Here is a 22,584-nt window from a genome sequence, read left to right on the forward strand (position 1 = left end):
CGCTCACCGCCAGCCTACGTGTCGGCCTCGCGAGCCGAATCGCCCTCAGGCCACCACCTTGGCGATGCTCTCCGTCACGTAGTCGATGTTCTTCGTGTTGAGCGCGGCGACGCAGATGCGGCCGCTCTCGATGCCGTAGACGCCGAACTCGTTGCGCAGGCGGACCATCTGGTCCTTCGTCAGCCCGGAGTAGCTGAACATGCCGACCTGCTGCGTGATGAAGCTGAAGTCACGCTGCACGCCCTTGGCCTTGAGCTTCTCCACCAGGGCAGTGCGCATCTCCTTGATGCGCGTGCGCATGCCGGCGAGCTCGCGCTCCCACAGCGCACGCAGTTCCGGCGTGTTGAGGATGGTCGCGGCGATCTGGCCGCCGTGCGTGGGCGGGTTGCTGTAGTTCGTGCGGATCACGATCTTCAGCTGCGAGAGCACGCGCGCGGCTTCGTCCTTGTCCGCGCACAGCACGGACAGGGCGCCGACGCGCTCACCGTAGAGGCTCAGGCTCTTGGAGAAGGAGGTGGAGACGAAGAAGTCCTCGCCGGAAGCCACGAATTTCTGCACCGCCAGCCCGTCTTCGGCGATGCCTTGGCCGAAGCCCTGGTACGCCATGTCCAGGAACGCCACCAGCTTGCGCGCCTTCACCGCCGCGACCACCTGGTCCCACTGGGCGGCCGTGAGGTCGTAGCCGGTCGGGTTGTGGCAGCAGGCATGCAGCACGATCACCGTGCCGGCGGGTGCGGTGTTGAGCGCCGTCAGCATGCCGTCGAAGTTGATGCCCTTCTTCGCCGCGTCGTAGTAGGGGTAGGTCTCCACGGTGAAGCCGGCCTGCGTGAAGAGGGCGCGGTGGTTTTCCCAGCTCGGGTCGCTGATCAGCACCTTGGCGGAAGGATTCAGCTTCCTGAGGAAGTCGGCGCCGACGCGCAGGCCGCCCGTGCCGCCCAGGGCTTGCACGGTGGCGACGCGGCCGCTCTTGACCGGCTCGGAATCGGCCCCAAATACGAGCGACTTGACCGCCGCGTCGTATGCCGCGATGCCGTCGATGGGCAGGTAGCCGCGGGCGGCGTGGGCCGCCATCATCTTCTCTTCCGCCTTCTGCACGCACTCGAGCAGCGGCAGCTTGCCGTTGTCGTCGTAGTAGACGCCGACCCCGAGGTTCACCTTCTTCGGGTTGGTGTCGGCGACGTATTGCTCGGTCAGGCCCAGGATCGGGTCGCGGGGCGCCATTTCGACGGCGTGGAAGAGGGACGACATGGGGTTCCTTGGATGCAGTGGCAAGAACGCCCGGCCTGTTGTACGCTGGCCGGCTGCCCGCAATTTTAGTCTGTCGTATCAGGGACATCCCGAATGAGCGCAATACCCGAGGCCGCACAGGCCCAGCAGGACCAGCCCAAGGGCGAGTTCGTCACCTTCCCCGACTCGCCCTTCGAGCTGTTCATGCCTTACCCGCCGGCGGGTGACCAGCCGCAGGCCATCGAGAAGCTGGTCGAGGGCGTCAACGACGGCGAGGTGTTCCAGACCCTGCTGGGCGTGACCGGCTCGGGCAAGACCTTCACCATGGCCAACGTGATCGCGCGGCTGGGGCGTCCTGCGATCGTGTTCGCGCCCAACAAGACGCTGGCCGCGCAGCTGTACTCCGAGTTCCGCGAGTTCTTCCCGAAGAACGCCGTGGAGTACTTCGTGAGCTATTACGACTACTACCAGCCGGAAGCGTACGTTCCCCAGCGCGACCTGTTCATCGAGAAGGATTCCTCGATCAACGAGCACATCGAGCAGATGCGGCTGTCGGCGACCAAGAGCGTGCTGGAGCGGCGCGACACCGTGATCGTCGCGACGGTGTCCGCGATCTACGGCATCGGCGCACCCGAGGACTACACGCAGATGCGCTTCATCATGCGTGTGGGCGACAAGATCGGGCAGCGCGACATCATCGGCCAGCTCATTCGCATGCAGTACAACCGCAACGAGCAGGACTTCGCCCGCGGGACCTTCCGCGTGCGGGGCGACACGATCGACATCTTCCCGGCCGAACACAGCGAGCTGGCGATCCGCATCGAGCTGTTCGACGACGAGATCGAGACGCTGCAGCTGTTCGACCCGCTGACCGGGCGCATCCGCCAGAAGGTGCCGCGCTTCACGGTCTATCCGTCCAGCCACTACGTCACTCCGCGCGAGAAGGTCGTGTCGGCGGTGGAGTCCATCAAGCTGGAGCTGAAAGAGCGGCTGGACTTCTTCGTGTCCCAGGGCAAGCTGGTGGAGGCGCAACGGCTGGAGCAGCGCACGCGCTTCGACCTGGAGATGCTCAGCGAGCTCGGCCACTGCAAGGGCATCGAGAACTACACGCGCCATCTCTCGGGGGCGCCGCCGGGAGCGCCGCCGTCCACGCTGACGGACTACCTGCCCAAGGACTCGCTGATGTTCCTGGACGAGAGCCACCAGATGATCGGGCAGCTCAATGGCATGTACGCAGGCGACCGGGCCCGCAAGGAAACGCTGGTGGAATACGGCTTCCGGCTGCCTTCGGCAATGGACAACCGGCCGCTCAAGTTCGAGGAGTTCGAGGCGCGCATGCGTCAGGTGATCTTCGTCTCGGCGACCCCCGCCGACTACGAGAAGACGCACGCGGGGCAGGTCGTGGAGCAGCTGGTGCGTCCCACCGGCCTGATCGACCCGGTCGTCGAGGTGCGCCCCGCCGCGCACCAGGTAGACGACGTGCTGCAGGAGATCCGCATCCGCGTGGAGCAGAACGAGCGCGTGCTCATCACGACGCTGACCAAGCGGATGGCGGAGCAGCTGACCGACTACCTCAGCGACAACGGGGTGAAGGTGCGGTACCTGCACAGCGACATCGAAACGGTCGAGCGCGTGGAAATCCTCCGCGACCTGCGCCTCGGCCAGTTCGACGTGCTGGTGGGCATCAACCTGCTGCGCGAAGGCCTGGACATTCCCGAGGTGTCGCTGGTGGCCATCCTCGACGCCGACAAGGAAGGCTTCCTGCGGGCCGAGCGCTCGCTGATCCAGACGATCGGGCGGGCGGCGCGCAACCTCAACGGCAAGGCCATCCTGTACGCCGACAACATGACCGACTCGATGAAGCGCGCCATCGGCGAGACCGAACGGCGGCGTGCCAAGCAGATCGCGCACAACGAGGCGCACGGCATCACCCCGCGCAGCATCCAGAAGCAGATCCGCGACCTCATCGACGGGGTCTACAGCGAGAAGGCGAGCAAGGAGCAGGAGAAGCAGGAGCTGCAGCGCGCGATGGTGGAGGACATGTCCGAGAAGGACGTCTCCAAGCGCATCAAGCAGCTCGAAAAGCAGATGCTCGAACACGCACGCAACCTCGAATTCGAGAAGGCGGCGCGCGTGCGCGACCAGCTGGCGCTGCTCAAGGAGCAGGCCTTCGGTGCTTCCGTGCACGACAACGTCGTTCCCATCGAAGCCGCCAAGAAGAAATGAAGCAGCGCTTTTCCGTGTTGATGGTCTGCACGGGCAACATCTGCCGCAGCCCGACGGCCGAGGTCGTGCTGCGCCACAAGCTCGAGCACGCCGGCCTCGCGGAGCGCGTGCACGTCGCTTCGGCCGGCACGACCGATTACCACGTCGGGGCGCCGGCGGACGACCGCAGCGCAAGGCACGCGCATCTGCGCGGCTATGATTTGTCCCGCCATCGCGCGCGCCAGGTCCACGCCGCGGACTTCGAGCGCTTCGACCTGCTGCTGGCGATGGACCGCGGGCACCTCGAGGAACTGCAGGACGCCTGCCCGCCACAGCACCGGCACAAGCTCAGGCGGCTGATGGAGTTCGCTCCGGCAGGGCTTGCGGACGAAGTCGCCGACCCCTACTACGGTGGGATGAAGGGCTTCGAGACAGTGCTCGACCATGTCGAGGCCGCGTGCGATGGGCTGGTGCGGCACATCCGGTCCGACCGCGCCTGAACGGCCTGCTGCACTGCAGAAAAACCCGAGTACCCGAGCTCCACGCCGGGTTTTCTGGTATACTTGACTGAAATAGTCAGGAAACCCAAGAAGAGAGTCAGAACACCGCCGGGCGACGCTTGCCTGGCCGGAAGAGGGCCGGCACGAAGCCGGAACATGGGTGGAGACGGCCTGGCGCGGCGGGTGCCGCGGCAGGCAAGGCAAGCAAGCGAGCAACAAGGAGCTAGCGATGCGTCTCACGACCAAAGGCCGCTTTGCGGTCACTGCAATGATCGATCTGGCACTGCGCCAGAACAATGGTCCCGTCACGCTGGCGGCGATCAGCCAGCGCCAGCACATTTCGCTGTCGTACCTGGAGCAGCTGTTCGGCAAGCTGCGCCGCCATGAACTCGTCGAATCCACCCGCGGGCCGGGTGGCGGCTACACGCTGGGCCGCAAGGCCGGTGAGATCACGGTCGCGGACATCATCGTCTCGGTGGACGAGCCGATCGACGCCACCCAGTGTGGCGGCAAGGAAAACTGCCAGGGCGAGGGCGGCCAGTGCATGACCCACGAGCTGTGGTCGGCGCTGAACCAGCGCATGGTGGAGTTCCTCGATTCCGTCACGCTGCAGAAGCTCGTCGACGACCAGCTCGCCAAGGGCGTGCAGATCGAAGACAAGCCCACGCCCAAGCGCGCGATCTCGAGTGCGCCCGTCGTGAAGCCCATCCGCGTGAACGCGCCGAACTCGGTCTTCGCCCTGGGCAACACGCTCGCGAAGCAATAAACCAACCAGCCAGCAGAAGACGCCAGCAATGGACATGACGCCCCATTTCCCGATCTACATGGACTACGGCGCGACGACGCCGGTCGACCCGCGCGTGGTCGACGCCATGATCCCGTGGTTGCGCGAGCACTTCGGCAACCCGGCCTCGCGCAGCCACGCGTGGGGCTGGGAAGCGGAAGAGGCCGTGGAGAAGGCGCGCCAGCAGGTCGCCGACCTGGTCGGCGCCGACCCGCGCGAGATCGTCTGGACCTCCGGTGCCACCGAGTCCGACAACCTCGCCCTCAAGGGAGCGGCGCACTTCTACCAGAGCAAGGGCAAGCACCTGATCACGGTGAAGACCGAGCACAAGGCCGTGCTGGACACCATGCGCGAGCTCGAGCGGCAGGGCTTCGAGGTGACCTACCTCGACGTGCAGGAAGACGGGATGCTCGACCTGGAGAAGTTCAAGGCGGCGATCCGGCCGGACACGATCCTGGCGTCGGTCATGTTCGTGAACAACGAGATCGGCGTGATCCAGGACATCCCCGCGCTTGGAGCGATCTGCCGCGAAAAGGGCGTGATCTTCCACGTCGACGCCGCGCAAGCGACCGGCAAGGTGGACATCGACCTGAAGAAGCTGCCCGTCGACCTGATGAGCCTGGCATCGCACAAGACCTACGGTCCCAAGGGCATCGGCGCCCTGTACGTCCGCCGCAAACCCCGCATCCGCCTGGAAGCGCAGATGCACGGCGGCGGCCACGAGCGCGGCATGCGCTCGGGTACCTTGCCGACGCACCAGATCGTCGGCATGGGCGAGGCGTTCCGCATCGCCAGGGAAGAAATGGCCAAGGACAACGAGCATGCGCGCAAGCTGCAGCAGAGGCTGCTCGACGGCCTCAAGGACGTGGAGCAGGTGTTCATCAACGGCAACCTGGAACACCGGGTGCCGCAGAACCTGAACATCAGCTTCAACTTCGTCGAAGGCGAGTCGCTGATCATGGGTATCAAGGGCCTGGCCGTGTCGTCGGGCTCGGCCTGCACCTCGGCGTCGCTGGAACCCAGCTATGTGCTGCGCGCCCTGGGCCGCAGCGACGAGCTGGCGCACAGCAGCCTGCGCATGACCATCGGCCGCTTCACGACCGAAGAAGAAATCGATTACGCCGTGGCCACGATCAAGCAGAACGTGGCGAAGCTGCGCGAGCTGAGCCCGCTGTGGGAGATGTACCAGGACGGCATCGACATCAGCACCATCCAGTGGACGGCTCATTAAGGAACGAGAGAAAGATCAGGAGTACGAAATGGCCTATTCCCAGAAAGTCGTCGAACACTACGAGAACCCGCGCAACGTCGGATCCTTCGAAAAGGGAGACGAGAGCGTCGGCACCGGCATGGTGGGCGCGCCCGCCTGCGGCGACGTGATGAAGCTGCAGATCAAGGTGAACCCGTCCACGGGCGTCATCGAGGACGCGCGCTTCAAGACCTACGGCTGCGGCTCGGCCATCGCCTCCAGCTCGCTCGTCACCGAGTGGGTGAAGGGCAAGACGCTGGACGAGGCGGCTTCGATCAAGAACGCGCAGATCGCGGAAGAACTCGCGCTGCCGCCGGTGAAGATCCACTGCTCCATCCTGGCCGAGGACGCCATCAAGGCGGCCGTGGCCGACTACAAGAAGAAGCACACGAACTGAAGGCGATGGCAGTGACTTTGACCGAAGCCGCGGCGCGGCACGTCACCCGGTATCTCGCGAAGCGCGGGAAGGGCGTGGGGGTGCGCGTCGGCGTGAAAACCACCGGCTGCTCGGGGCTCGCGTACAAGCTCGAGTACGTGGACGAGGTCGCGCCCGAGGACATCGTGTTCGAGGACCATGGAGTGAAGCTGCTCGTCGATCCGAAGAGCCTGGCCTACATCGAAGGCACGCAGCTGGATTTCGTGCGCGAAGGCCTCAACGAGGGCTTCAAGTTCAACAACCCGAACGAGCGCGACCGCTGCGGCTGCGGAGAATCGTTCAGGGTTTGACGGTGAACCTGAGCGCCACCGACTTCGCCCTGTTCGGACTGCCGCAGCGCTTCGCCCAGGAGCGCTCCGAGGTCGATGCCCGCTGGAAGGAGCTCCAGCGCAACGCGCATCCCGATCGTTTCGCCGGCCAGGGTGCCGCGGCCGAGCGGGCGGCGCTGCAATGGTCCGTGCGCATCAACGAGGCCTACCGGCGCCTGAAGGACCCGCTCAAGCGGGCGGCCTATCTCTGCCAGCTGCTTGGCGCTCCCATCGACGCCGAGAACAACACGGCGATGCCCACCGAGTTCCTGGTGGAGCAGATGGAATGGCGCGAGGCACTGGACGAGGCGGAAGGTGAGGACGCCTTGAGCGAGCTCTCCGATCGCGTGATGAAGCGCCGCCGCGACATGCTTGCGCACATCCAGCAACTGCTGGACCTCGAAGGCGACGCGCCGGCCGCGGCCCAGCAGGTGAGAGCCCTCATGTTCATCGAGCGCTTTGCCGAGGACATCGAGGCGCGCCTCGCACAACTGGGACAATAGAGGGCTCACCATGTCCCTCCTGCAGATTTCCGAACCGGGCGCTTCGCCCGACCCGCACCAGCGCCGCATCGCGGTCGGCATCGACCTGGGCACGACCCACTCGCTGGTGGCCGCCGTGCGCAGCGGGGTCGCCGAGTGCCTGCCCGATTCCGAGGGCCGCGTGCTGCTGCCGTCGGTGGTGCGCTACCTGGGCGCAGGTCGCCGGCAGATCGGCTTCGAGGCGCAGGCCGCGCAGGCCGAGGATCCCGAGAACACCATCGCCTCGGTCAAGCGCTTCATGGGCCGCGGCCTGGCCGACATCGCCAACCGCACCAAGCTGCCGTACCGATTTGCCGATCATCCTGGCATGGTCACCCTGCACACACGCGAAGGCGAGAAGTCGCCCGTGGAGGTGAGCGCCGAGATCCTGGCCACGCTGCGCCAGCGCGCCGAGGACACGTTCGACGACGATCTCTATGGCGCGGTCATTACCGTGCCCGCGTACTTCGACGACGCGCAGCGGCAGGCGACCAAGGACGCCGCGCAGCTGGCCGGCATCAACGTGCTGCGCCTGATCAACGAGCCGACGGCAGCCGCGATCGCCTACGGCCTCGACAACGGCAGCGAAGGCTTGTACGCGGTGTACGACCTCGGCGGCGGCACCTTCGACATCTCGATCCTGCGCTTGTCGCAGGGCGTCTTCGAGGTGGTCGCCACGGGTGGCGACTCGGCGCTGGGCGGGGACGACTACGACCGCGCGCTCGCCGACTGGCTGCTCAAGCAGGCGAAGATCGAGCCCGAGTCGCCCTCCGAGAAGGCGCAGGTCAAGATGCTCGCGCGTTCGGTCAAGGAGCAGCTCTCGGACGTGGAGGCGCTCACCGTGCCGGTCACGCTCGGCGGCCGCTCGGTGGACGTGCGGGTCGCGCGCAAGGACTTCGAGCTCGAGACGGGCGACCTCACCGCACGCACGATCGGCGCGGTCCGCAAGGCGCTGCGCGATGCGAAGCTCACGAAGGACGAAGTGCAGGGCGTCGTGCTGGTGGGCGGGTCGACGCGCATGCCGCAGGTGCGCCATGCCGTCGCGGAGTTCTTCGGCCGCGATCCGCTGACGAACCTGAACCCCGACGAGGTCGTCGCGCTGGGCGCGGCGATCCAGGCCAACCAGCTCGCCGGCAACAACCCGCAAGGCGAGCTGCTGCTGCTGGACGTGATCCCGCTGTCGCTGGGCATCGAGACCATGGGCGGCCTGGTCGAGCGCATCGTGCCGCGCAACGAGACCATCCCCACGGCCAAGGCCCAGGACTTCACCACCTTCAAGGACGGCCAGACCGCGATGGCCATCCACGTGGTGCAGGGCGAGCGCGACCTGGTCGCCGACTGCCGCAGCCTCGCGCGCTTCGAGCTGCGCGGCATCCCGCCCATGGCGGCGGGCGCAGCGCGCATCCGCGTGACCTTCACGGTGGACGCCGACGGCCTGCTGAACGTGTCCGCGCGCGAGCAGGGCTCGGGCGTCGAGGCGCGCATCGACGTCAAGCCGTCCTACGGTCTCTCCGACGAGCAGATCGCGAAGATGCTGCAGGAGAGCTTCACGACGGCGGAGGCCGACATGAAGGCCCGCGCCCTCACGGAAGCCCGTGTGGATGCGGAACGCATGATCATCGCCACGCAGAGCGCGCTGGATGCGGATGGCGACCTGCTGGAGCCGCAAGAACGCAGGAACATCGACGCCCTGGTGGCCAGCCTGCGCGAGACCGTCAAGGCCAGCGAAAACGCCGCGGTGGTGGAAGCCGCGGTGCAGGCGCTGGCCAAGGGCACCGAAGCCTTTGCCGCCCGCCGCATGAACGAGGGCATCCGCAAGGCCCTCGCCGGCAAAAACCTCGAGGCGATATGACCCACCCCCGAAGCGCCTGCGGCGCCTCCCCCTCAAGGGGGCGCCACCAGCGGCCCGGCAAAGCCGGTTCCGCGGTGGCACTGGAATGAAATGCCCACGATAAAGATCCTTCCCCATCCAGAGTACGCGCCCAACGGCGCGGAGGTGAAGGCGCCCGCGGGCACCTCCATCTGCGAGGCGCTGCTGGACAACGGCATCGCGATCGAGCATGCCTGCGACATGAGCTGCGCCTGCACGACCTGCCACGTGATCGTGCGCGAGGGCTTCGACTCCCTCAACGAGATGGACGAGAACGAGGAAGACCTGCTGGACCGAGCGTGGGGGCTGCAACCCAACTCGCGGCTGTCCTGCCAGGCGATCCTGGACCAGAAGGACCTGGTGGTGGAGATTCCCAAGTACTCCATCAACCACGCCAAGGAAAACCACTGAGGCGTGGCGCCCGGGCGGCGCGGAGTTCGTGCAATGAAGCGGCCGGGGGCCGCTTTCTCGTCTGGATCGCCGCTGGCCGTGGAGCACGCTGGCTCGCGGTCCTGTACTGCGCCCTTTCGTTCGCGCGCCGAGCCGTCGTTTCGCGCCGCACCGCGTGCGCTTCGTCGCACCGCTTCCTTGCTCGTGGCGGCTTCGTGCAAGATGCGCGGCCATGAGCGATGACACCCCCTCCACCGCGCCGCATTCGCAGCAGCGCAGGCGCTTGCTGCAGGCTGCTGCGGCCCTTCCGTTCGCCGGCATGGCGGCTGCGCAGCCGCAGGCCGGCGTCGCGCGCGTGCGTCCCGGCGCCCTTGGCTGGCCATCGCCGGCGCAGTGGCAAGGCTTGCGTGCGCAGCTGGGCGGTCGGCTCGTACAGTTGCAGTCGCCCTGGGCGGCCTGCGTCGCCGCGCCTGCGGGCGAAGAGTGCGCGCGCCTGTTCCGGCAGGTCGGCAATCCGTATTTCATCAGCGACGATCCGGCGCTCACGCAGGCGCTGGGCTGGGTGGACGCGTGGACCTCGGCGCCCAGCGCCTACGCGGTCGAAGCGCGCAACAGCGCGGATGTCGCGGCGGCGGTGAACTTCGCGCGCGAGCATCGCCTGCGCCTGGTCGTGAAGGGCGGCGGCCACAGCTACCAGGGCACCTCCAGCGCGCCCGGCTCGCTGCTGGTGTGGACGCACGGGATGCGCGACATCCGGCTGCACGACGGCTTCGTTCCGCAAGGGTGCGCCGGCCGGGTCGCACCGACGCAGGCGGCGAGCCTAGGCGCGGGCGCGCTCTGGGTGCATGCCTACGACGCGGTCACGACCCGCGGCGGGCGCTATGTCCAGGGGGGCGGCTGCATGACGGTGGGCGTCGCGGGCCTGGTGCAAAGCGGCGGCTTCGGCAGCTTCTCCAAGCGCTTCGGTACGGCGTCGGGCAACCTGCTCGAAGCAGAAGTCGTCACGGCCGATGGCGTCACGCGGATCGCAAATGCCTGCACGAACCCGGACCTGTTCTGGGCCCTGAAGGGCGGCGGCGGCGGCAGCTTCGGCGTCGTCACCCGCATCACCGTGCGCACGCACGAGCTGCCCGAGACCTTCGGCGCCGTCAACTTCACGGTGCGCGCGGATTCGGCTGCTGCGTTCCGCCGCCTCGCCGCGATGACGCTGGACTTCTACGCTGCATCGCTGATGAACCCGCACTGGGGCGAGCAGATCCGCTTCCTGCCAGGACACGTGATGCGCGTGCAGATGGTGTTCCAGGGCATGGAGCGCGGCGAGGCGGTGGCGGTGTGGCAGCCCTTCCTCGACGCGATAGCCCGCCTGCCGGATCTCAGCGTGGATTTCGCACCGCTGAAGATCGTGTCGACCTCCGCGCGCGAGTTCTGGTCACCGACCTTCGTGAAGCGCGCGCTCGGCTTCATCAAGCGCGACGCGCGGCCGGGTGCGCCGGAGGGCAACGTGTACTGGCCCGGCGACGAGGGCCAGGCGGGCCAGGTCCTGCACGGCTACGCATCCACCTGGCTGCCCGCTTCGCTGCTCCAGCCGGCACAGCGCGCGTCGCTCGCCGATGCGCTCGTCGCCGCGGCCGCGCAATGGGGCGTTTCGCTGCACTTCAACAAGGGACTGGCCGGCGCGCCGCCGGAAGCGATCGCGGCCGCGCGCGACACGGCGATGAACCCGGCGGCGCTGGACGCGTTCGCGCTGGCGATCAGCGCGGCCCATGGTCCTGCGGCTTATCCTGGCGTGGCCGGCCACGAACCCGACATCGCAGTGGCACGGCAGCAGGCGGGGCGGGTGCGCGCCTGCATGGGGGAACTGCGCAAGCTCGTGCCCAAGCCGGGCTCCTACGTCTCGGAGAGCGACTTCTTCGAGCCGGACTGGCAGCATGCGTTCTGGGGCAGCCACTACGAGCGCCTGCTGGCGGTGAAGACGCAGTACGACCCGGGCGGCCTGTTCACCGTGCACCACGGCGTGGGAAGCGAAGCCTGGAGCGACGACGGGTTCACGCGCGGGGCGTGAACCCCGGGCGGCTCATTCGTACTTGCGGCCCTCGGCCAGCAACTGCGGCGTGCCGATGACGGCGTTGAGCCCGTCGAAGTCCAGCATCTCGCCGCGCAATGCGGCGGTGGTGCCGTCCTCGTGCAGCGTGCCGTAGTAGCGCTGCAGGGTGTGTGCCACCGCGCGCGCGGTGCCGCCGGGGAAGATGACGATGCGGAAGCCGACCCGGCCCAGTTCCTGCGCGCTCAGGATGGGCGTCTTGCCGCCTTCGACCATGTTGGCCAGCAGCGGGATGCGCGAGGCGAAGCGCTCGCATGCGGCCTTCATCTGCTCCGGACTGCGCAAGGCCTCGATGAAGAGCGCATCCACGCCGGTCTCCAGGTAACGCTCGGCCCGCTCCAGCGCCGCGTCGAGTCCTTCGATGGCGAGCGCGTCCGTGCGCGCGAGGATCAGCGTCTCGCTGCTGCGCCGGGCATCGAGCGCCGCGCGCAGCTTGCCGGCCATCTCCGCCGCCGGGACCACCGTCTTGCCATCGAGGTGCCCGCAGCGCTTGGGAAAGCCCTGGTCTTCCAGCTGGATCATCGCCGCACCGGCGCGCTCGAAGTCGCGCACCGTGCGCTGTACGTTAAGCGCGTTGCCGAAGCCGGTGTCGCCATCGACGATCACGGGCAGGCGCACCCGATCGGTGATGTGCGCGAGCGTCTGCGCGACTTCGGTGGCCGTGGTGAGGCCGACGTCGGAGCGCCCGAGCCGCGTATAGGCGATCGAGGCGCCGGAGAGGTACAGCGCCTCGAAGCCGGCCTGTTCGGCCACCAGCGCGCTCAGCGCGTCGTAGATACCGGGTGCGAGCAGCGGCTGCGCTCGCGCGAGGAGATTCTTCAAAGACATCGTTCAGCCTTGCAATTGATTCGCGGCGGTGTGCGCCGCTACCCAGCCTCCGGCCACGGCGCTCAGCAGCCCGTTGCCGGAGAGATAGCCCCACACCGCATTGCCGCTGACACCGCGCGCGGCGCCGCCGGCGGCGAGCAGGTTGGGGAAGAGGCTGCCGTCGACACGTTGCACCCGGCAGGATGCATCGATGGCGAGGCCGCCTTGCGTGTGGAAGAGGGCGCCGGTCACACGCACGGCGTGGAAGGGCGGCCCGAAGCGCTCGAGCTCGGGAGCGAGTTGCGCGGGATCGCAGCCGATGATGGCCGCCAGTCCCTCGCGGTCGCTCGCGGTGCGCAGCGCCCCGGCGGCTTCGGCCTCGCGGAAGTCGGGAAACTCCCGCGCCAGCGCCAGCTGCCGGTCACCGAAGACGTTCCACGCGGTGCCGCCCGGTTGCGCAAGCACGTCGACCGCCGCCTCCGAGTAGCCATGCGTCTCATTGTGGAAGCGCTGGCCCTTCGCGTTCAGCTGCACGCCGCCCTCCATCATCACGGCCCAGGTCATGAGCGCGCCTTGCGGAACCACCCAGGAGCCGTGGCCCTGGTAGCCGCCCAGGTCGGCCAGACCGGCGCCCAGCGCGCGTCCCCACAGGATGGCACTGCCGTCATTGCCCTGGTGCCCGGCGAAGGTTGCATCGCGCATCTCCGGCAGCAGCTCGCGCACGAGCGCGGGGCTGCCGCCGAAGCCGTTGCACGCGAGCAGCAGCACGTCGCAGGCGATGCGTTCCACCACGCCGCGGGGACGTTCGGCTGCGACGCCGAGCACGCGATCGCTGTCGTCCACGTAGAGATCGACCACGCGGGCGGATGTGAGCAGGTCCGCACCTGCATCGATGGCCGCGGCGTGCAGCGCTGCGACCAGCGCGGCGCCGGTGCGCTCGCGCAGGCTGTGCATGCGGTGCACGCGATGGCCGGGATAGAGGAAGTTCGCCAGCACCTCGAAGTGCAGCCCGTGCTCGCCCAGCCGGTCGATCGCCGGACCACACGCTTGCGCGTACGCCTGCACGAGATGCGGCGCGGCCTGTCCCTTGCTCTTGGCCGCGATGTCTTCCGCGAACAGCGCGACGCTGTCGGCGATCCCCTGGTCCCGCTGCACGCGCGTACCGGCCGCGGGAATGAAGCCCGAGGACAGGGCGGTCGAACCGCTGGGCGTCGCGTCGCGCTCCAGCAGGACGCAGTCGATGCCGAGGTCGCGCAGCGCGATGGCCGCGACCAGCCCGCAGGCGCCCGCGCCGACGATGGCCACGGGCACGTGCACCGGTGCGTCGAAGCGAGCCGTGCGGACGACGCGCGTCATGCGCTCACGCGGTGGGGCGGAACAGGTACTCGCCGCGCGGCTGCCCGATCACGCCGCGGTCGCTCGCGTACACCTGCTCGCCCCGCAGGTAGGTCGCTTCGACGCGCGCCGACAACTCGAGGCCTTCGAACGGCGTGTAGCCCTGCGTCGAGGGCGAGTCCTTGGCGTGGATGGTCCAGGTCTTCGCCGGGTCCACCAGCGCGAGGTCGGCGTCAAAGCCTTCGGCGATGTCGCCCTTGCGGTTCAGGCCGAAGCGCTGGGCCGGCGTCCAGCTCGTCACGCGCGCCATGTGGTTGTAGCCCATGCCGCGCCGTGTCCCTTCGCTCACCAGCGAGGGCAGCAGGTACTCGGTGCCGCCGAAGCCGCTCTTGGCCATCCAGATATTGCCGAAGTAGTGCTTGGGCACCTTGGTCTCGTGGCGGCAGCAGGCGTGGTCCGACACCACCCAGTCCAGCTCGCCCGCGAGCAGCGCCTCCCAGAGGTATTCCACGTCCGCGCGCGGGCGGATCGGCGGATTCACCTTCGCCAGCTCCGCGGCCGGCGAGCTGATGTCCAGCATCAGGTGGCCGATGGTGACCTCGCGCCGGAAGTCGATGTGCGGGAACACGTCGGCCATCATCAGCGCCGCCTGCACCGCCTTGCGCGAGCTGAGGTGCAGCAGGTTGATGTTGGGCAGCGCGGTCTCGTTGGCGAGATAGCTCGCGATGAAAACCGCAAGCCCTTCGGAGTGCTGCGGCCGCGACGCGCTGTAGGCGGCGAGGCCCGACAGCGACTTGTCCTTCTCCACCAGCTTCGTGTAGGCCGTCATGATCTCCGCGGTCTCGCAGTGCAGCGACAGCGAGATCTGGTGCGCCTTTTCGGGCATGTTCTCGCGCGCCGCCTGGATGCCGCGCATGATGAACTCGAAGTGGGCGAAGTCGTAGCGCTGGTCGTCCCCGATCATCAGGAACTGCCGCTGCGCGTCGCTGGCGCCGTGCAGGCCGTGCGAGCCGTAGAACATGAAGATCTTGAAGCTGGGGACGCCGTGCTTGGCGATCAGCATCGGGATCTCCTCGATGTGCGTGCTGTCCATCGGCGCCAGGTGGTAGCCGTAGTCCACGTGGAAGCGGCCCTTGGACAGCTCCAGCACCTCGGGATAGAAGTCGGCGTAAGGGCCGCCCTTGTTCAGGTAGTACTGGCCCGTGCGGAAGTAGTTGAGGCTCGAGGTCACGCCGCCCATGGCCGCAGCCTTGGACTCGGTGACGGCGTCTTCCGCCAGGGGCGAGTAGATGCCGCTGTGCATGTGGGCATCGACCACGCCCGGGAAGGCGAGCAGGCCGCGGCCGTCCTGCACCTGCTTGGCGAGGGACACGGTGATGCCGGGCGCGACGCGGGCGAACTTGCCGTCCTTGACGGCGATGTCGCCCTCGTGCACCACGTTGCCGTGCGGGCGCACCACGCGCACGTTCTTGATCAGGAGGTCGTAGAGCGGAGCGGTCACGGGGTCGTCCTTTCCTGGAATCGGCGTTGCAATTGCGGCAGCAGCCCCCCGGCCTCGACCATGTCGAGCAGGAAGGCGGGGATGGGTTCGGTGGCCAGCACCTGGCCGTCGGCGCGCGTCACGGTGCCCGCGCGCGCATCGAAGGCGATGCGTTCGCCTTCCACGATGGCCTCGCAGCCGGGACAGGTGAGCAGCAGCAGTCCGAGGTTGAAGGCATTGCGGAAGAAGAGGCCAGCGAACGACGGCGCGATCACCGCGGCCACGCCCAGGTGGCGCAAGGCCGCGGCCGCCTGCTCGCGCGAGGATCCGATGCCGAAGTCGCGTCCGGCCACCACCACGTCGCCGGGCTTCACGTTGGGCGCGAAGTCGGGCCGCAAGGCTTCGAGGCAGTGCTGCGCGATCACGTCCACGCCGTGCTGCATCCAGTTGCCGGGTGCCAGTGCGTCGGTGTCGACCTGCGCGCCGAGGCGCCACACGCGATGGGTCACAGGACTACCCTCCGCGCTACGCGCTGCCGGATTCACCTTGGGAGCGGCCCGGCGGTTCATGCCAGCACCTCGCGCGGATCGACGATGCGGCCGGCGATCGCGGACGCCGCCACGGTGTACGCCGAGGCGAGATACACGCGCGTGCTGGGCGGCCCCATGCGTCCCTTGAAATTGCGCGCCGTGCTGGAGATGACCGTCTCGTCGGCGTCCAGGCTGTCGCCGTAGCCGGCGCAGATGCCGCAGGCGCTGGGCAGCAGCTGGGCGCCCGCGTCCTGCAGCACCTGCAGCACGCCTTCGCTGATCGCGGCATCGCGGTCGGCGTGGCTCGCGGGCGCGACCAGCAGCCGCACTCCCGCGGCCACGCGCTTGCCGCGCAGCACCTGCGCTGCGAAGCGCAGGTCTTCCAGCTTGGCGCCGGTGCAGGCGCCGATGTAGGCGGCCTGGATCTGCGTGCCGGCGAACTGCGAGGCGTCGCCTGCATTCGCCGGACTGAAGGGCGCGGCGACCTGGGGCGCCAGCGCAGCGGCATCGAACACGTGCTCTTCCGCCCAGCTGCCCGCGTCGGAATGCCAGGGCGCGACGTCGACGCCGGGCGCGCCGTGCGCCGCCAGCCAGTCCCGCGTGACCGCATCGGGAGCGACCAGGCCGACCTGAGCGCCGAGCTCGGCGCTCATGTTGGCGAGCGTCATGCGCTCCTGCATGGGCAGGGCGCGCACCGCTTCGCCCGCGAACTCCACGGCCTGGTAGGCGCCGCCGTTCATGCCGAAGCGGCCGATCATGGCCAGCATCATGTCCTTGGCAGTCACGCTGGCGCCAAGGCGGCCGTCCCAGCGCATGCCCATCGTGCGCGGCACCTGCACCCAGATCGCCCCGGTGGTGACCACGCCCAGCATCTCGGTGCTGCCGACCCCGAACATGTAGGCGCCGAAGGCGCCTCCCGTGGGCGAATGCGAATCGCCGCCCACGCAGAACAGGCCCGGCCGGATGTGCCCGTGCTGCGGCACCACGACGTGGCAGATGCCCACCGAGTCGTAGACGTGCGGCAGCTGCTGGTCGCGCGCCCACTCGCGCGCGATGCGCACGATGCGCCTGGAGTCCTCGTTGCGCTCGGGAACATAGTGGTCCATCACCAGGACGACCTTGTCCTTGTCCCAGATCCCGGCGCCCAGTTGCTCCAGCATGGGCTTGAGGCGGCGCGGTCCCGAAGAGTCGTGGAACATCGCCAGGTCCACCTGGCACGTGACGACCTCGCCCACGCGCACCTCCTCGCGCCCGGCTGCACGCGCGATCAGCTTCTGCGCGAGGGACTGGATCGCGGTCATTCCGCCTTCGCTCCCGAGTACTTCACCACCTTGCCCCAGCGGAGGATCTCCTCGTGCACGAAGCGCGCGAATTCCTCGGGCGAGTCGCCCACCGGCGTCGCGCCGTCGGATTCGATGCGCTTCCTCACCTCGGGCGATGCGATCGCCTGGCGCGCCGCGTCGCTGATGCGCCGGGCGAGCTCGGGCGGCATCTTCGCCGGCCCGAACAGGCCGAACCACGCGTTCGACTGGTAGCCGGGCAGCACTTCCGCGATCGCGGGCACGTCGGGGAACTGCGGCAGCCGCTTCGGGCTGGTGACACCGAGTGCCTTCAGCCGGCCGGCCTTGATGTAACCCTGCGCGTTGCCCACGTTGGCGAACATCATCTCCACCTGCCCGGCCAGCACGTCCTGGATGGCCGGCGTGGTGCCCTTGTACGGGATGTTGACGATATACGTGCCGGACATCATCTTGAAGGCTTCGCCCGCAAGGTGCACCGAGGAGCCCAGCGCGCCGATCGCGAAGTTCAGCTTGCCCGGCTTCGCCTTCGCAAGCGCGATCAGCTCGCGCAGGTTGTTCGCGGGCAGCGAGGGATTCGCCACCAGCACCGCGGGCGTGCTCGACACCATCGTCAGTGGCGTGAAGTCCTTCTCCGGATCGAAAGGCAGGTGCGGGTACAGCGTGGCGTTGATCGCGTGGCTGGTGAAGCTCATGAGGAGCGTGCTGCCGTCGGGAGCCGACCGGGCCACCGCCTCGGCGGCGAGATTGCCGCCGGCGCCCGGCCGATTGTCGATCACCACGGTGCGCCCGAGAGCGCGCCCGAGTTCTGGTGCGATCGCGCGCGCCATCGTGTCCGTGGTGCCGCCGGGTGGTGCGCCGACCAGGATGCGTAGCGTGGCGGGCGCGCCTTGGGCGAACACGCGCGCGGCAGCGGGCAGGGTGGCGGCGAGGAGGAGGGAGCGTCGTCGGAGGAGAGGAGAGTTCATGGAAAGGTCAGACACCAAGGTAGGCCTGGCGCAATCGATCGGTTGCGAGCAGTTCGCCACTGGTGCCGGAGAACTGGATGGCTCCGTTCTCCAGCACGTAGGCGCGCTGCGCGATCGCGAGCGATTGCGCCACGTTCTGTTCGACCAGCAGGATGGCGAGTCCCTGCCGGTGCAGGTCGGCGATGAGGCCGAAGAGTTCCTCGACCAGCAGCGGCGACAGGCCGAGCGAGGGCTCGTCGAGGATCAGGAGGCGCGGCTCGGCCATCAGGCCGCGGCCGATCGCGAGCATCTGCTGTTCGCCGCCGCTCAGCGTGCCCGCGTGCTGGCCGGTGCGTTCCAGCAGGCGCGGGAACAGCGCGAACACGCGCTCCAGGTTGACCGCGCGGTTCGCGCGCGCGCGCGTGAAGGAGCCGAGCTCCAGGTTCTCGCGCACGCTGAGGTTGGGGAAGATCTTGCGGCCTTCCGGCACGTGGATCAGGCCGCGTGCGACCACGTCGCGGTAGTGCGCACGCGTGATGTCCGCGCCGTCGAAGTGGACGGTCCCGGCGCGTGCAATCACCAGCGCGCTCACCGTCTGGTTGAAGGTGGTCTTGCCGGCGCCATTGCTTCCGAGCAGGGCGACGATCTCGCCGGCGTGCAGGTCGAGGTCGATGCCGCGCAGCACTTCGACCGGGCCGTAGCCGCTGCGCAAGCCGCGCACGGAGAGCAGCGCTTCGGTCATGTGGCCTCCGCGAGCCGGCGCGCCGTGCCGTGGCCCAGGTAGGCCTCGATCACCTTCACGTCGCGCGTGACTTCGCCGGGCGTGCCGGTGGCGATCAGCTCGCCCTGGGCCAGCACCCAGACGTGCGCGGCCAGGTTCATCACCGCCTGCATCACGTGCTCGATCATCAGCACGGTCACGCCCTCGGCCGCGATGGCGCGCACCACCGGAACCATCTCGCCGACTTCCTGCGGATTGAGGCCGGCGAGCACCTCGTCGAGCAGCAGCAGGCGCGGCCGCGTGGCCAGCGCGCGGGCAAGCTCCAGGCGCTTGCGGCCCGCCACCGTGAGGTCGCCGGCGGGCTTGTCGAGTTGCGGTGCAAGGCCGAGGCGCTGCGCGACCGCGTCCGCCGCCGCGAGCGCTTCGCGCCGGGAGGCGCAATGCAGGTGCGCGCCGACGGCGATGTTCTCGCGCACCGTCTGCGCGGCAAACGGCTGCACGATCTGGAAGGTGCGGGTCAGGCCGCGGCGGGCGTTCAGGTGCGGCGCCTGTCCCGTGATATCGGTACCGTCCAGGACGATGCGGCCGCTGTCCGGACGCAGGAAGCCCGACAACAGCGCGAACAGCGTCGTCTTGCCGGCGCCGTTCGGCCCGATGAGGGCGCTGATGCCGCCGGCCTGCAACTCCAGCGAGACGGAACGCACGGCCGCCAGCCCGCCGAAGGACTTGGACACGTCCTGCACCTGCAGCAGCGCGCTAGCCACGGGCAACCTCTTGCGGCGGCGGCGGCACCGTGCCGCGCGACCACAGGCCGCGCACCGACCGGCCGAGGCCCAGGATGCCGCGCGGCGCGAACATCACGATCACGATCAGCACCGCGCCATAGATCACCATGTTGATTCCGGGCAGCGAGCCGAACAGGCCGCGCGTCACTTCGGCCAGCAGGTTGAGCACCAGCGCGCCGAGCACCGGCCCCCACAACGTACCGAGGCCGCCGACGATGGCCGCCACCAGCGCTTCCACCGAGGTGGTGGGGCCGTAGGCCAGTCCCGGGTCGATGTACTGGAAGACCTGCACGTAGAGCGCGCCGGCCGCGCCCATGAAGGCACCGGACAGGGCGATCGCGCCCAGCTTCACGCGGAACGGGTCGACGCCGATGGCGCGCGCGGCGTCCTCGTTGTCGCGCACGGCCTGCAGCCAGGCGCCGAAGCGCGCATGCCGCATCGTGCTGGTGACCAGCAGCGCGATCACCACCAGCGCCAGCGCGAGCAGCACGAAGCCGCGGCGATCGGCGAACTGCATGTTGCCGATGCCTTCGTGCAGCGGCACCATCAGTCCCACGCCGGCGCCCGTGAAGGGCACGGAGAGCGCGAGGATGCGGAACACCTCGGCGAACGCCAGCGTCACGAGCGCGAAGTACGAGCCCTTCAGGCCGTAGCGGAAGGAGAGGGCGCCCACGATCACGCCGACCAGCGCCGCCGCCGCGATCGCGAGGGGCAGGGCGAGCCAGGGGTTCAGGTGCCCCTGCAACTGGGCGATCGCCTGCGCATAGGCACCGGTGCCGAAGAACAGGGCGTTGCCAAAGGAGAACTGGCCGCCGTAGCCGCCCAGGAGGTTCCACGACTGCGCCATGAGGCAGGCGTACAAGGCCATCATGGTGAAGTTGAGGACCACGCCGGACCGCGCCGTGACGGCGAGCACGGCGACGGCGACGGTGAACACAGCGATCTGCAACAGGTCCCGGCGCGCGCTCATGTCCTCGCCCCGAACAGCCCTTGCGGCCGGAACAGCAGCACCGCGATGAACAGCAGGAAGACGCCGATCTGCCCCAGCGACTCGCCGAACCACAGGCCGCCCAGCGACTCGACGACGCCGATCAACAGTCCGCCCGCGAGGGCGCCGGCGAAGCTGCCCATGCCGCCCAGCACGACGATCGTGAACGCCACCAGCACGAAGCCGTTGCCCACCAGCGGGTTCACGTAGTACGCAGGCAGCAGGAAGCAGGCCGCCGCGCCCAGGCAGGCCAGGCCGATGCCGAAGCTCATCGCGTACACGTGGTCCACGTCGATGCCGACCAGCCGCGCGCCCTGCTTCTCGCGGGCCACGGCGCGGATCGCCCGGCCCAGGTCGGTGCCGCGCACGACCCACAGCAGCAGCCCGGAGGCGACCAGCGCGCCCGCGAACGCGACCAGCTTGGTGACGGCGATCATGGCCGGGCCGATGGCGACCGTCGCCAGCGAGTACGGTGTGTCGATGGTGCGCGTGTCGGACTTGAACGCGAGCAGCGCGACGTTCTCCAGCACGATGGACAGTCCCAGCGTGACCAGCAGGATGTTTTCGTCCTTGCCGTGGCTCGCGCGGTTGATGATGCCGCGCTGCAGCCCGTAACCCGCCACGAACATCACCGGCACCATGATCGGAAGCGCCAGGTAGGGATCGAGGCCGAACGACGCCTTGAGGAAGTACACGCCGTACAGCGCCATCATCAGCGCCGCCCCGTGCGCGAAGTTGATGATGTGCAGCACGCCGTAGATGAGGGTGAGGCCCAGTGCCACCAGCGCGTACACCGCGCCGGTGGTGAGGCCGTTCAACACGGCGGGGAACAGGATGCCGAACTCGAACATGGCTTTCCCGTCCCGCGCGCGCTCAGGCCTTCAGCGGGAAGACGGGCTCGGCCTGGCGGTACTCGCGCGGCACGATCACCTTGATGTCGTTGTCCAGCACCTGCGTCATGAGCGGTTGCGCGCCCTGGTTCTGGCCGTTGACGAACTTCGTGGGGCCGTAGGGCAGGAAGTGGTCGCTGAACGTGCTGGTCTCCAGCGCGTTGATGATGGCCGCACGATCGGCGGACTTCGCGCGCTCCAGCGAATCGGCCAGCAGCCGCATCGCCGTGTAGGTGAGGAACACCTCGTAGCTGTAGAACAGGTTCTTCGCCTCGGTGCGCTTCTTCAGCTCGAACGCGCGCTTGTCCTTGGGGTTGAACCAGTGGTTGCAGTCGATGATGCCCTTCGCCGGCTCCGGGAACTCCTTGACGAACTTGTAGCTCGAGGCCGCGCCGCCCAGCACGGAGAAGATCGCCTTGGGCATCACCTTCTGCTGCTGCATCGTGCGCACCAGCAGCGCGTATTCGTTGTAGTAGTTGGCCGGGATGACGATGTCGGGGTTGACCGCCTTCATCCGCAGCACGATGTTGTTGAAGTCGCGCGTCGGGTTGGCGTGCTTGATGATCTCCTTCACCTCGAAGCCGAACCCGGGCAGCTCGTGCGCGAGCAGGTTGGCCGTGCCGGTGCCGAACAGCGACTCCTCGTGGATGATCATGACCGTGCGCGCCGGCTTGCCGGCGGCCGTGTTCAGCACGAACAGGTTGTTCATCGCGATCTCGGCCACCTTCTTGTAGCCGGGCGCGAAGCGGAAGGTGTTCTTCAGGCCGCGCTCGACGATCTGGTCGGCCACGCCGACGTCCACGATGTGCGGCAGGTTGTACTTGGCCGCGGCCTGCGTGGTGGCCAGGCAGATGGCCGAGGCGTAGGCGCCGACGATGCAGCTCACGCCGGCCTCGTTCATCCGCTCGACTTCGGCGCTGCCCGCGGCCGGTGTCGACTGCGCGTCGCCCAGCAGCGGCTCCAGCTTCGCGCCACCCAGCGACTTGATGCCGCCAGCCTTGTTGATGTCCTCGATCGCCATCAGCGCACCCTCGCGGCACTGCTGGCCCGAGTAGGCCAGGGCCCCCGTCACCGGGTGCAGCACGCCCACCTTCACGGACTTCGGCTGCGCGCCTGCCACGAGCGGGAACGCCAGCGCGGACGCGGCAGCGCCCGCGTGGGCGACGAAACTGCGGCGGTTCAGGGACGGGGCACGACTCATCGAGTTTCTCC

The 22,584-nt window shown here is 68.4% G+C and carries 22 protein-coding genes; 10 read left to right on the forward strand and 12 right to left on the reverse strand.

The genetic code is table 11. The annotated features are described in order from the left end of the window. Positions 1–45: 45 nt before the first annotated feature. Positions 46–1,248 (reverse strand): amino acid aminotransferase, encoded by a 1,203-nt coding sequence (locus JJB11_RS15980; protein ID WP_201173401.1) that lies wholly within the window; start codon positions 1,246–1,248, stop codon positions 46–48. Positions 1,249–1,341: 93 nt separating this feature from the next. Between JJB11_RS15980 and uvrB the strand changes: the two genes are divergently transcribed. The 10 genes from uvrB (at position 1,342) to JJB11_RS16030 (ending at position 11,552) form a co-directional block, all read left to right on the forward strand. Further along, positions 1,342–3,453, forward strand: coding sequence for an excinuclease ABC subunit UvrB (uvrB, locus tag JJB11_RS15985; RefSeq protein WP_201173402.1), 2,112 nt, complete (start codon positions 1,342–1,344; stop codon positions 3,451–3,453). Next, positions 3,450–3,932 carry a low molecular weight protein-tyrosine-phosphatase gene (locus JJB11_RS15990; RefSeq protein WP_201173404.1) on the forward strand — a complete coding sequence of 161 codons (483 nt, stop codon included), beginning with the start codon at positions 3,450–3,452 and terminating at the stop codon, positions 3,930–3,932. The genes uvrB and JJB11_RS15990 overlap by 4 nt, the downstream gene beginning before the upstream one ends. 229 nt (positions 3,933–4,161) lie before the next feature. Further along, on the forward strand, positions 4,162–4,698 hold the full coding sequence (gene iscR, locus JJB11_RS15995; RefSeq protein WP_201173405.1) for a Fe-S cluster assembly transcriptional regulator IscR: 537 nt from the start codon (positions 4,162–4,164) through the stop codon (positions 4,696–4,698). A gap of 28 nt (positions 4,699–4,726) precedes the next feature. Then, positions 4,727–5,947, forward strand: a complete 1,221-nt coding sequence (locus JJB11_RS16000) for an IscS subfamily cysteine desulfurase (RefSeq protein WP_201173406.1) — start codon at positions 4,727–4,729, stop codon at positions 5,945–5,947. 28 nt (positions 5,948–5,975) lie between these two features. After that, positions 5,976–6,362, forward strand: coding sequence for a Fe-S cluster assembly scaffold IscU (gene iscU, locus JJB11_RS16005; protein WP_201173407.1), 387 nt, complete (start codon positions 5,976–5,978; stop codon positions 6,360–6,362). A gap of 5 nt (positions 6,363–6,367) precedes the next feature. After that, positions 6,368–6,691 (forward strand): iron-sulfur cluster assembly protein IscA, encoded by a 324-nt coding sequence (gene iscA / locus JJB11_RS16010; protein ID WP_201173412.1) that lies wholly within the window; start codon positions 6,368–6,370, stop codon positions 6,689–6,691. 2 nt (positions 6,692–6,693) lie between these two features. After that, entirely contained in the window at positions 6,694–7,212 is a 519-nt protein-coding gene (gene hscB, locus JJB11_RS16015) for a Fe-S protein assembly co-chaperone HscB (protein ID WP_201173610.1), read from the forward strand. A gap of 10 nt (positions 7,213–7,222) precedes the next feature. Beyond that, positions 7,223–9,082, forward strand: coding sequence for a Fe-S protein assembly chaperone HscA (gene hscA, locus JJB11_RS16020; RefSeq protein ID WP_201173413.1), 1,860 nt, complete (start codon positions 7,223–7,225; stop codon positions 9,080–9,082). Positions 9,083–9,172: 90 nt separating this feature from the next. Continuing rightward, entirely contained in the window at positions 9,173–9,511 is a 339-nt protein-coding gene (gene fdx / locus JJB11_RS16025) for an ISC system 2Fe-2S type ferredoxin (protein ID WP_201173414.1), read from the forward strand. Positions 9,512–9,722: 211 nt separating this feature from the next. Beyond that, complete coding sequence (locus tag JJB11_RS16030; protein WP_201964876.1) at positions 9,723–11,552, forward strand: FAD-binding oxidoreductase; 1,830 nt, start codon at positions 9,723–9,725, stop codon at positions 11,550–11,552. Between the two features lie 12 nt (positions 11,553–11,564). Here the strand turns inward: JJB11_RS16030 and JJB11_RS16035 are convergent, their stop codons facing one another. Genes JJB11_RS16035 through JJB11_RS16085 form a run of 11 tightly spaced genes read right to left on the reverse strand, consistent with a single transcriptional unit; the run spans position 11,565 to position 22,573 of the window. Beyond that, positions 11,565–12,419 carry an isocitrate lyase/PEP mutase family protein gene (locus tag JJB11_RS16035; protein WP_201173415.1) on the reverse strand — a complete coding sequence of 285 codons (855 nt, stop codon included), beginning with the start codon at positions 12,417–12,419 and terminating at the stop codon, positions 11,565–11,567. A 3-nt stretch (positions 12,420–12,422) separates the two neighbouring features. Then, positions 12,423–13,754 (reverse strand): FAD-dependent oxidoreductase, encoded by a 1,332-nt coding sequence (locus JJB11_RS16040; protein ID WP_201173416.1) that lies wholly within the window; start codon positions 13,752–13,754, stop codon positions 12,423–12,425. Positions 13,755–13,758: 4 nt separating this feature from the next. Continuing rightward, positions 13,759–15,234, reverse strand: a complete 1,476-nt coding sequence (locus JJB11_RS16045; protein ID WP_201173421.1) for an amidohydrolase family protein — start codon at positions 15,232–15,234, stop codon at positions 13,759–13,761. Next, a complete protein-coding gene (locus tag JJB11_RS16050) occupies positions 15,231–15,722 on the reverse strand; it encodes a LeuD/DmdB family oxidoreductase small subunit (protein WP_201964877.1) in 492 nt (163 codons plus the stop codon). Before JJB11_RS16050 ends, JJB11_RS16045 begins: the two co-directional genes overlap by 4 nt. A 56-nt stretch (positions 15,723–15,778) precedes the next feature. Continuing rightward, the gene (locus tag JJB11_RS16055) at positions 15,779–17,044 is read right to left on the reverse strand and encodes an aconitase/3-isopropylmalate dehydratase large subunit family protein (RefSeq protein ID WP_201173436.1); all 1,266 of its coding nucleotides are present in this window, start codon (positions 17,042–17,044) and stop codon (positions 15,779–15,781) included. Further along, positions 17,041–18,009 (reverse strand): tripartite tricarboxylate transporter substrate binding protein, encoded by a 969-nt coding sequence (locus JJB11_RS16060; protein ID WP_201173438.1) that lies wholly within the window; start codon positions 18,007–18,009, stop codon positions 17,041–17,043. The genes JJB11_RS16055 and JJB11_RS16060 overlap by 4 nt, the downstream gene beginning before the upstream one ends. Before the next feature lie 7 nt (positions 18,010–18,016). Next, positions 18,017–18,730, reverse strand: a complete 714-nt coding sequence (locus tag JJB11_RS16065) for an ABC transporter ATP-binding protein (protein WP_201173440.1) — start codon at positions 18,728–18,730, stop codon at positions 18,017–18,019. Then, the gene (locus JJB11_RS16070; protein ID WP_201173442.1) at positions 18,727–19,473 is read right to left on the reverse strand and encodes an ATP-binding cassette domain-containing protein; all 747 of its coding nucleotides are present in this window, start codon (positions 19,471–19,473) and stop codon (positions 18,727–18,729) included. The genes JJB11_RS16065 and JJB11_RS16070 overlap by 4 nt, the downstream gene beginning before the upstream one ends. Then, on the reverse strand, positions 19,466–20,464 hold the full coding sequence (locus tag JJB11_RS16075) for a branched-chain amino acid ABC transporter permease (RefSeq protein WP_201173444.1): 999 nt from the start codon (positions 20,462–20,464) through the stop codon (positions 19,466–19,468). The genes JJB11_RS16070 and JJB11_RS16075 overlap by 8 nt, the downstream gene beginning before the upstream one ends. Next, positions 20,461–21,333, reverse strand: coding sequence for a branched-chain amino acid ABC transporter permease (locus JJB11_RS16080; RefSeq protein WP_201173447.1), 873 nt, complete (start codon positions 21,331–21,333; stop codon positions 20,461–20,463). The genes JJB11_RS16075 and JJB11_RS16080 overlap by 4 nt, the downstream gene beginning before the upstream one ends. Before the next feature lie 22 nt (positions 21,334–21,355). Beyond that, entirely contained in the window at positions 21,356–22,573 is a 1,218-nt protein-coding gene (locus tag JJB11_RS16085) for an ABC transporter substrate-binding protein (RefSeq protein WP_201173449.1), read from the reverse strand. Between the last annotated feature and the right edge of the window lie 11 nt (positions 22,574–22,584).

The organism is Ramlibacter ginsenosidimutans (assembly GCF_016654015.1).
In the GTDB taxonomy this organism is placed as follows: domain Bacteria; phylum Pseudomonadota; class Gammaproteobacteria; order Burkholderiales; family Burkholderiaceae_C; genus Ramlibacter; species Ramlibacter ginsenosidimutans.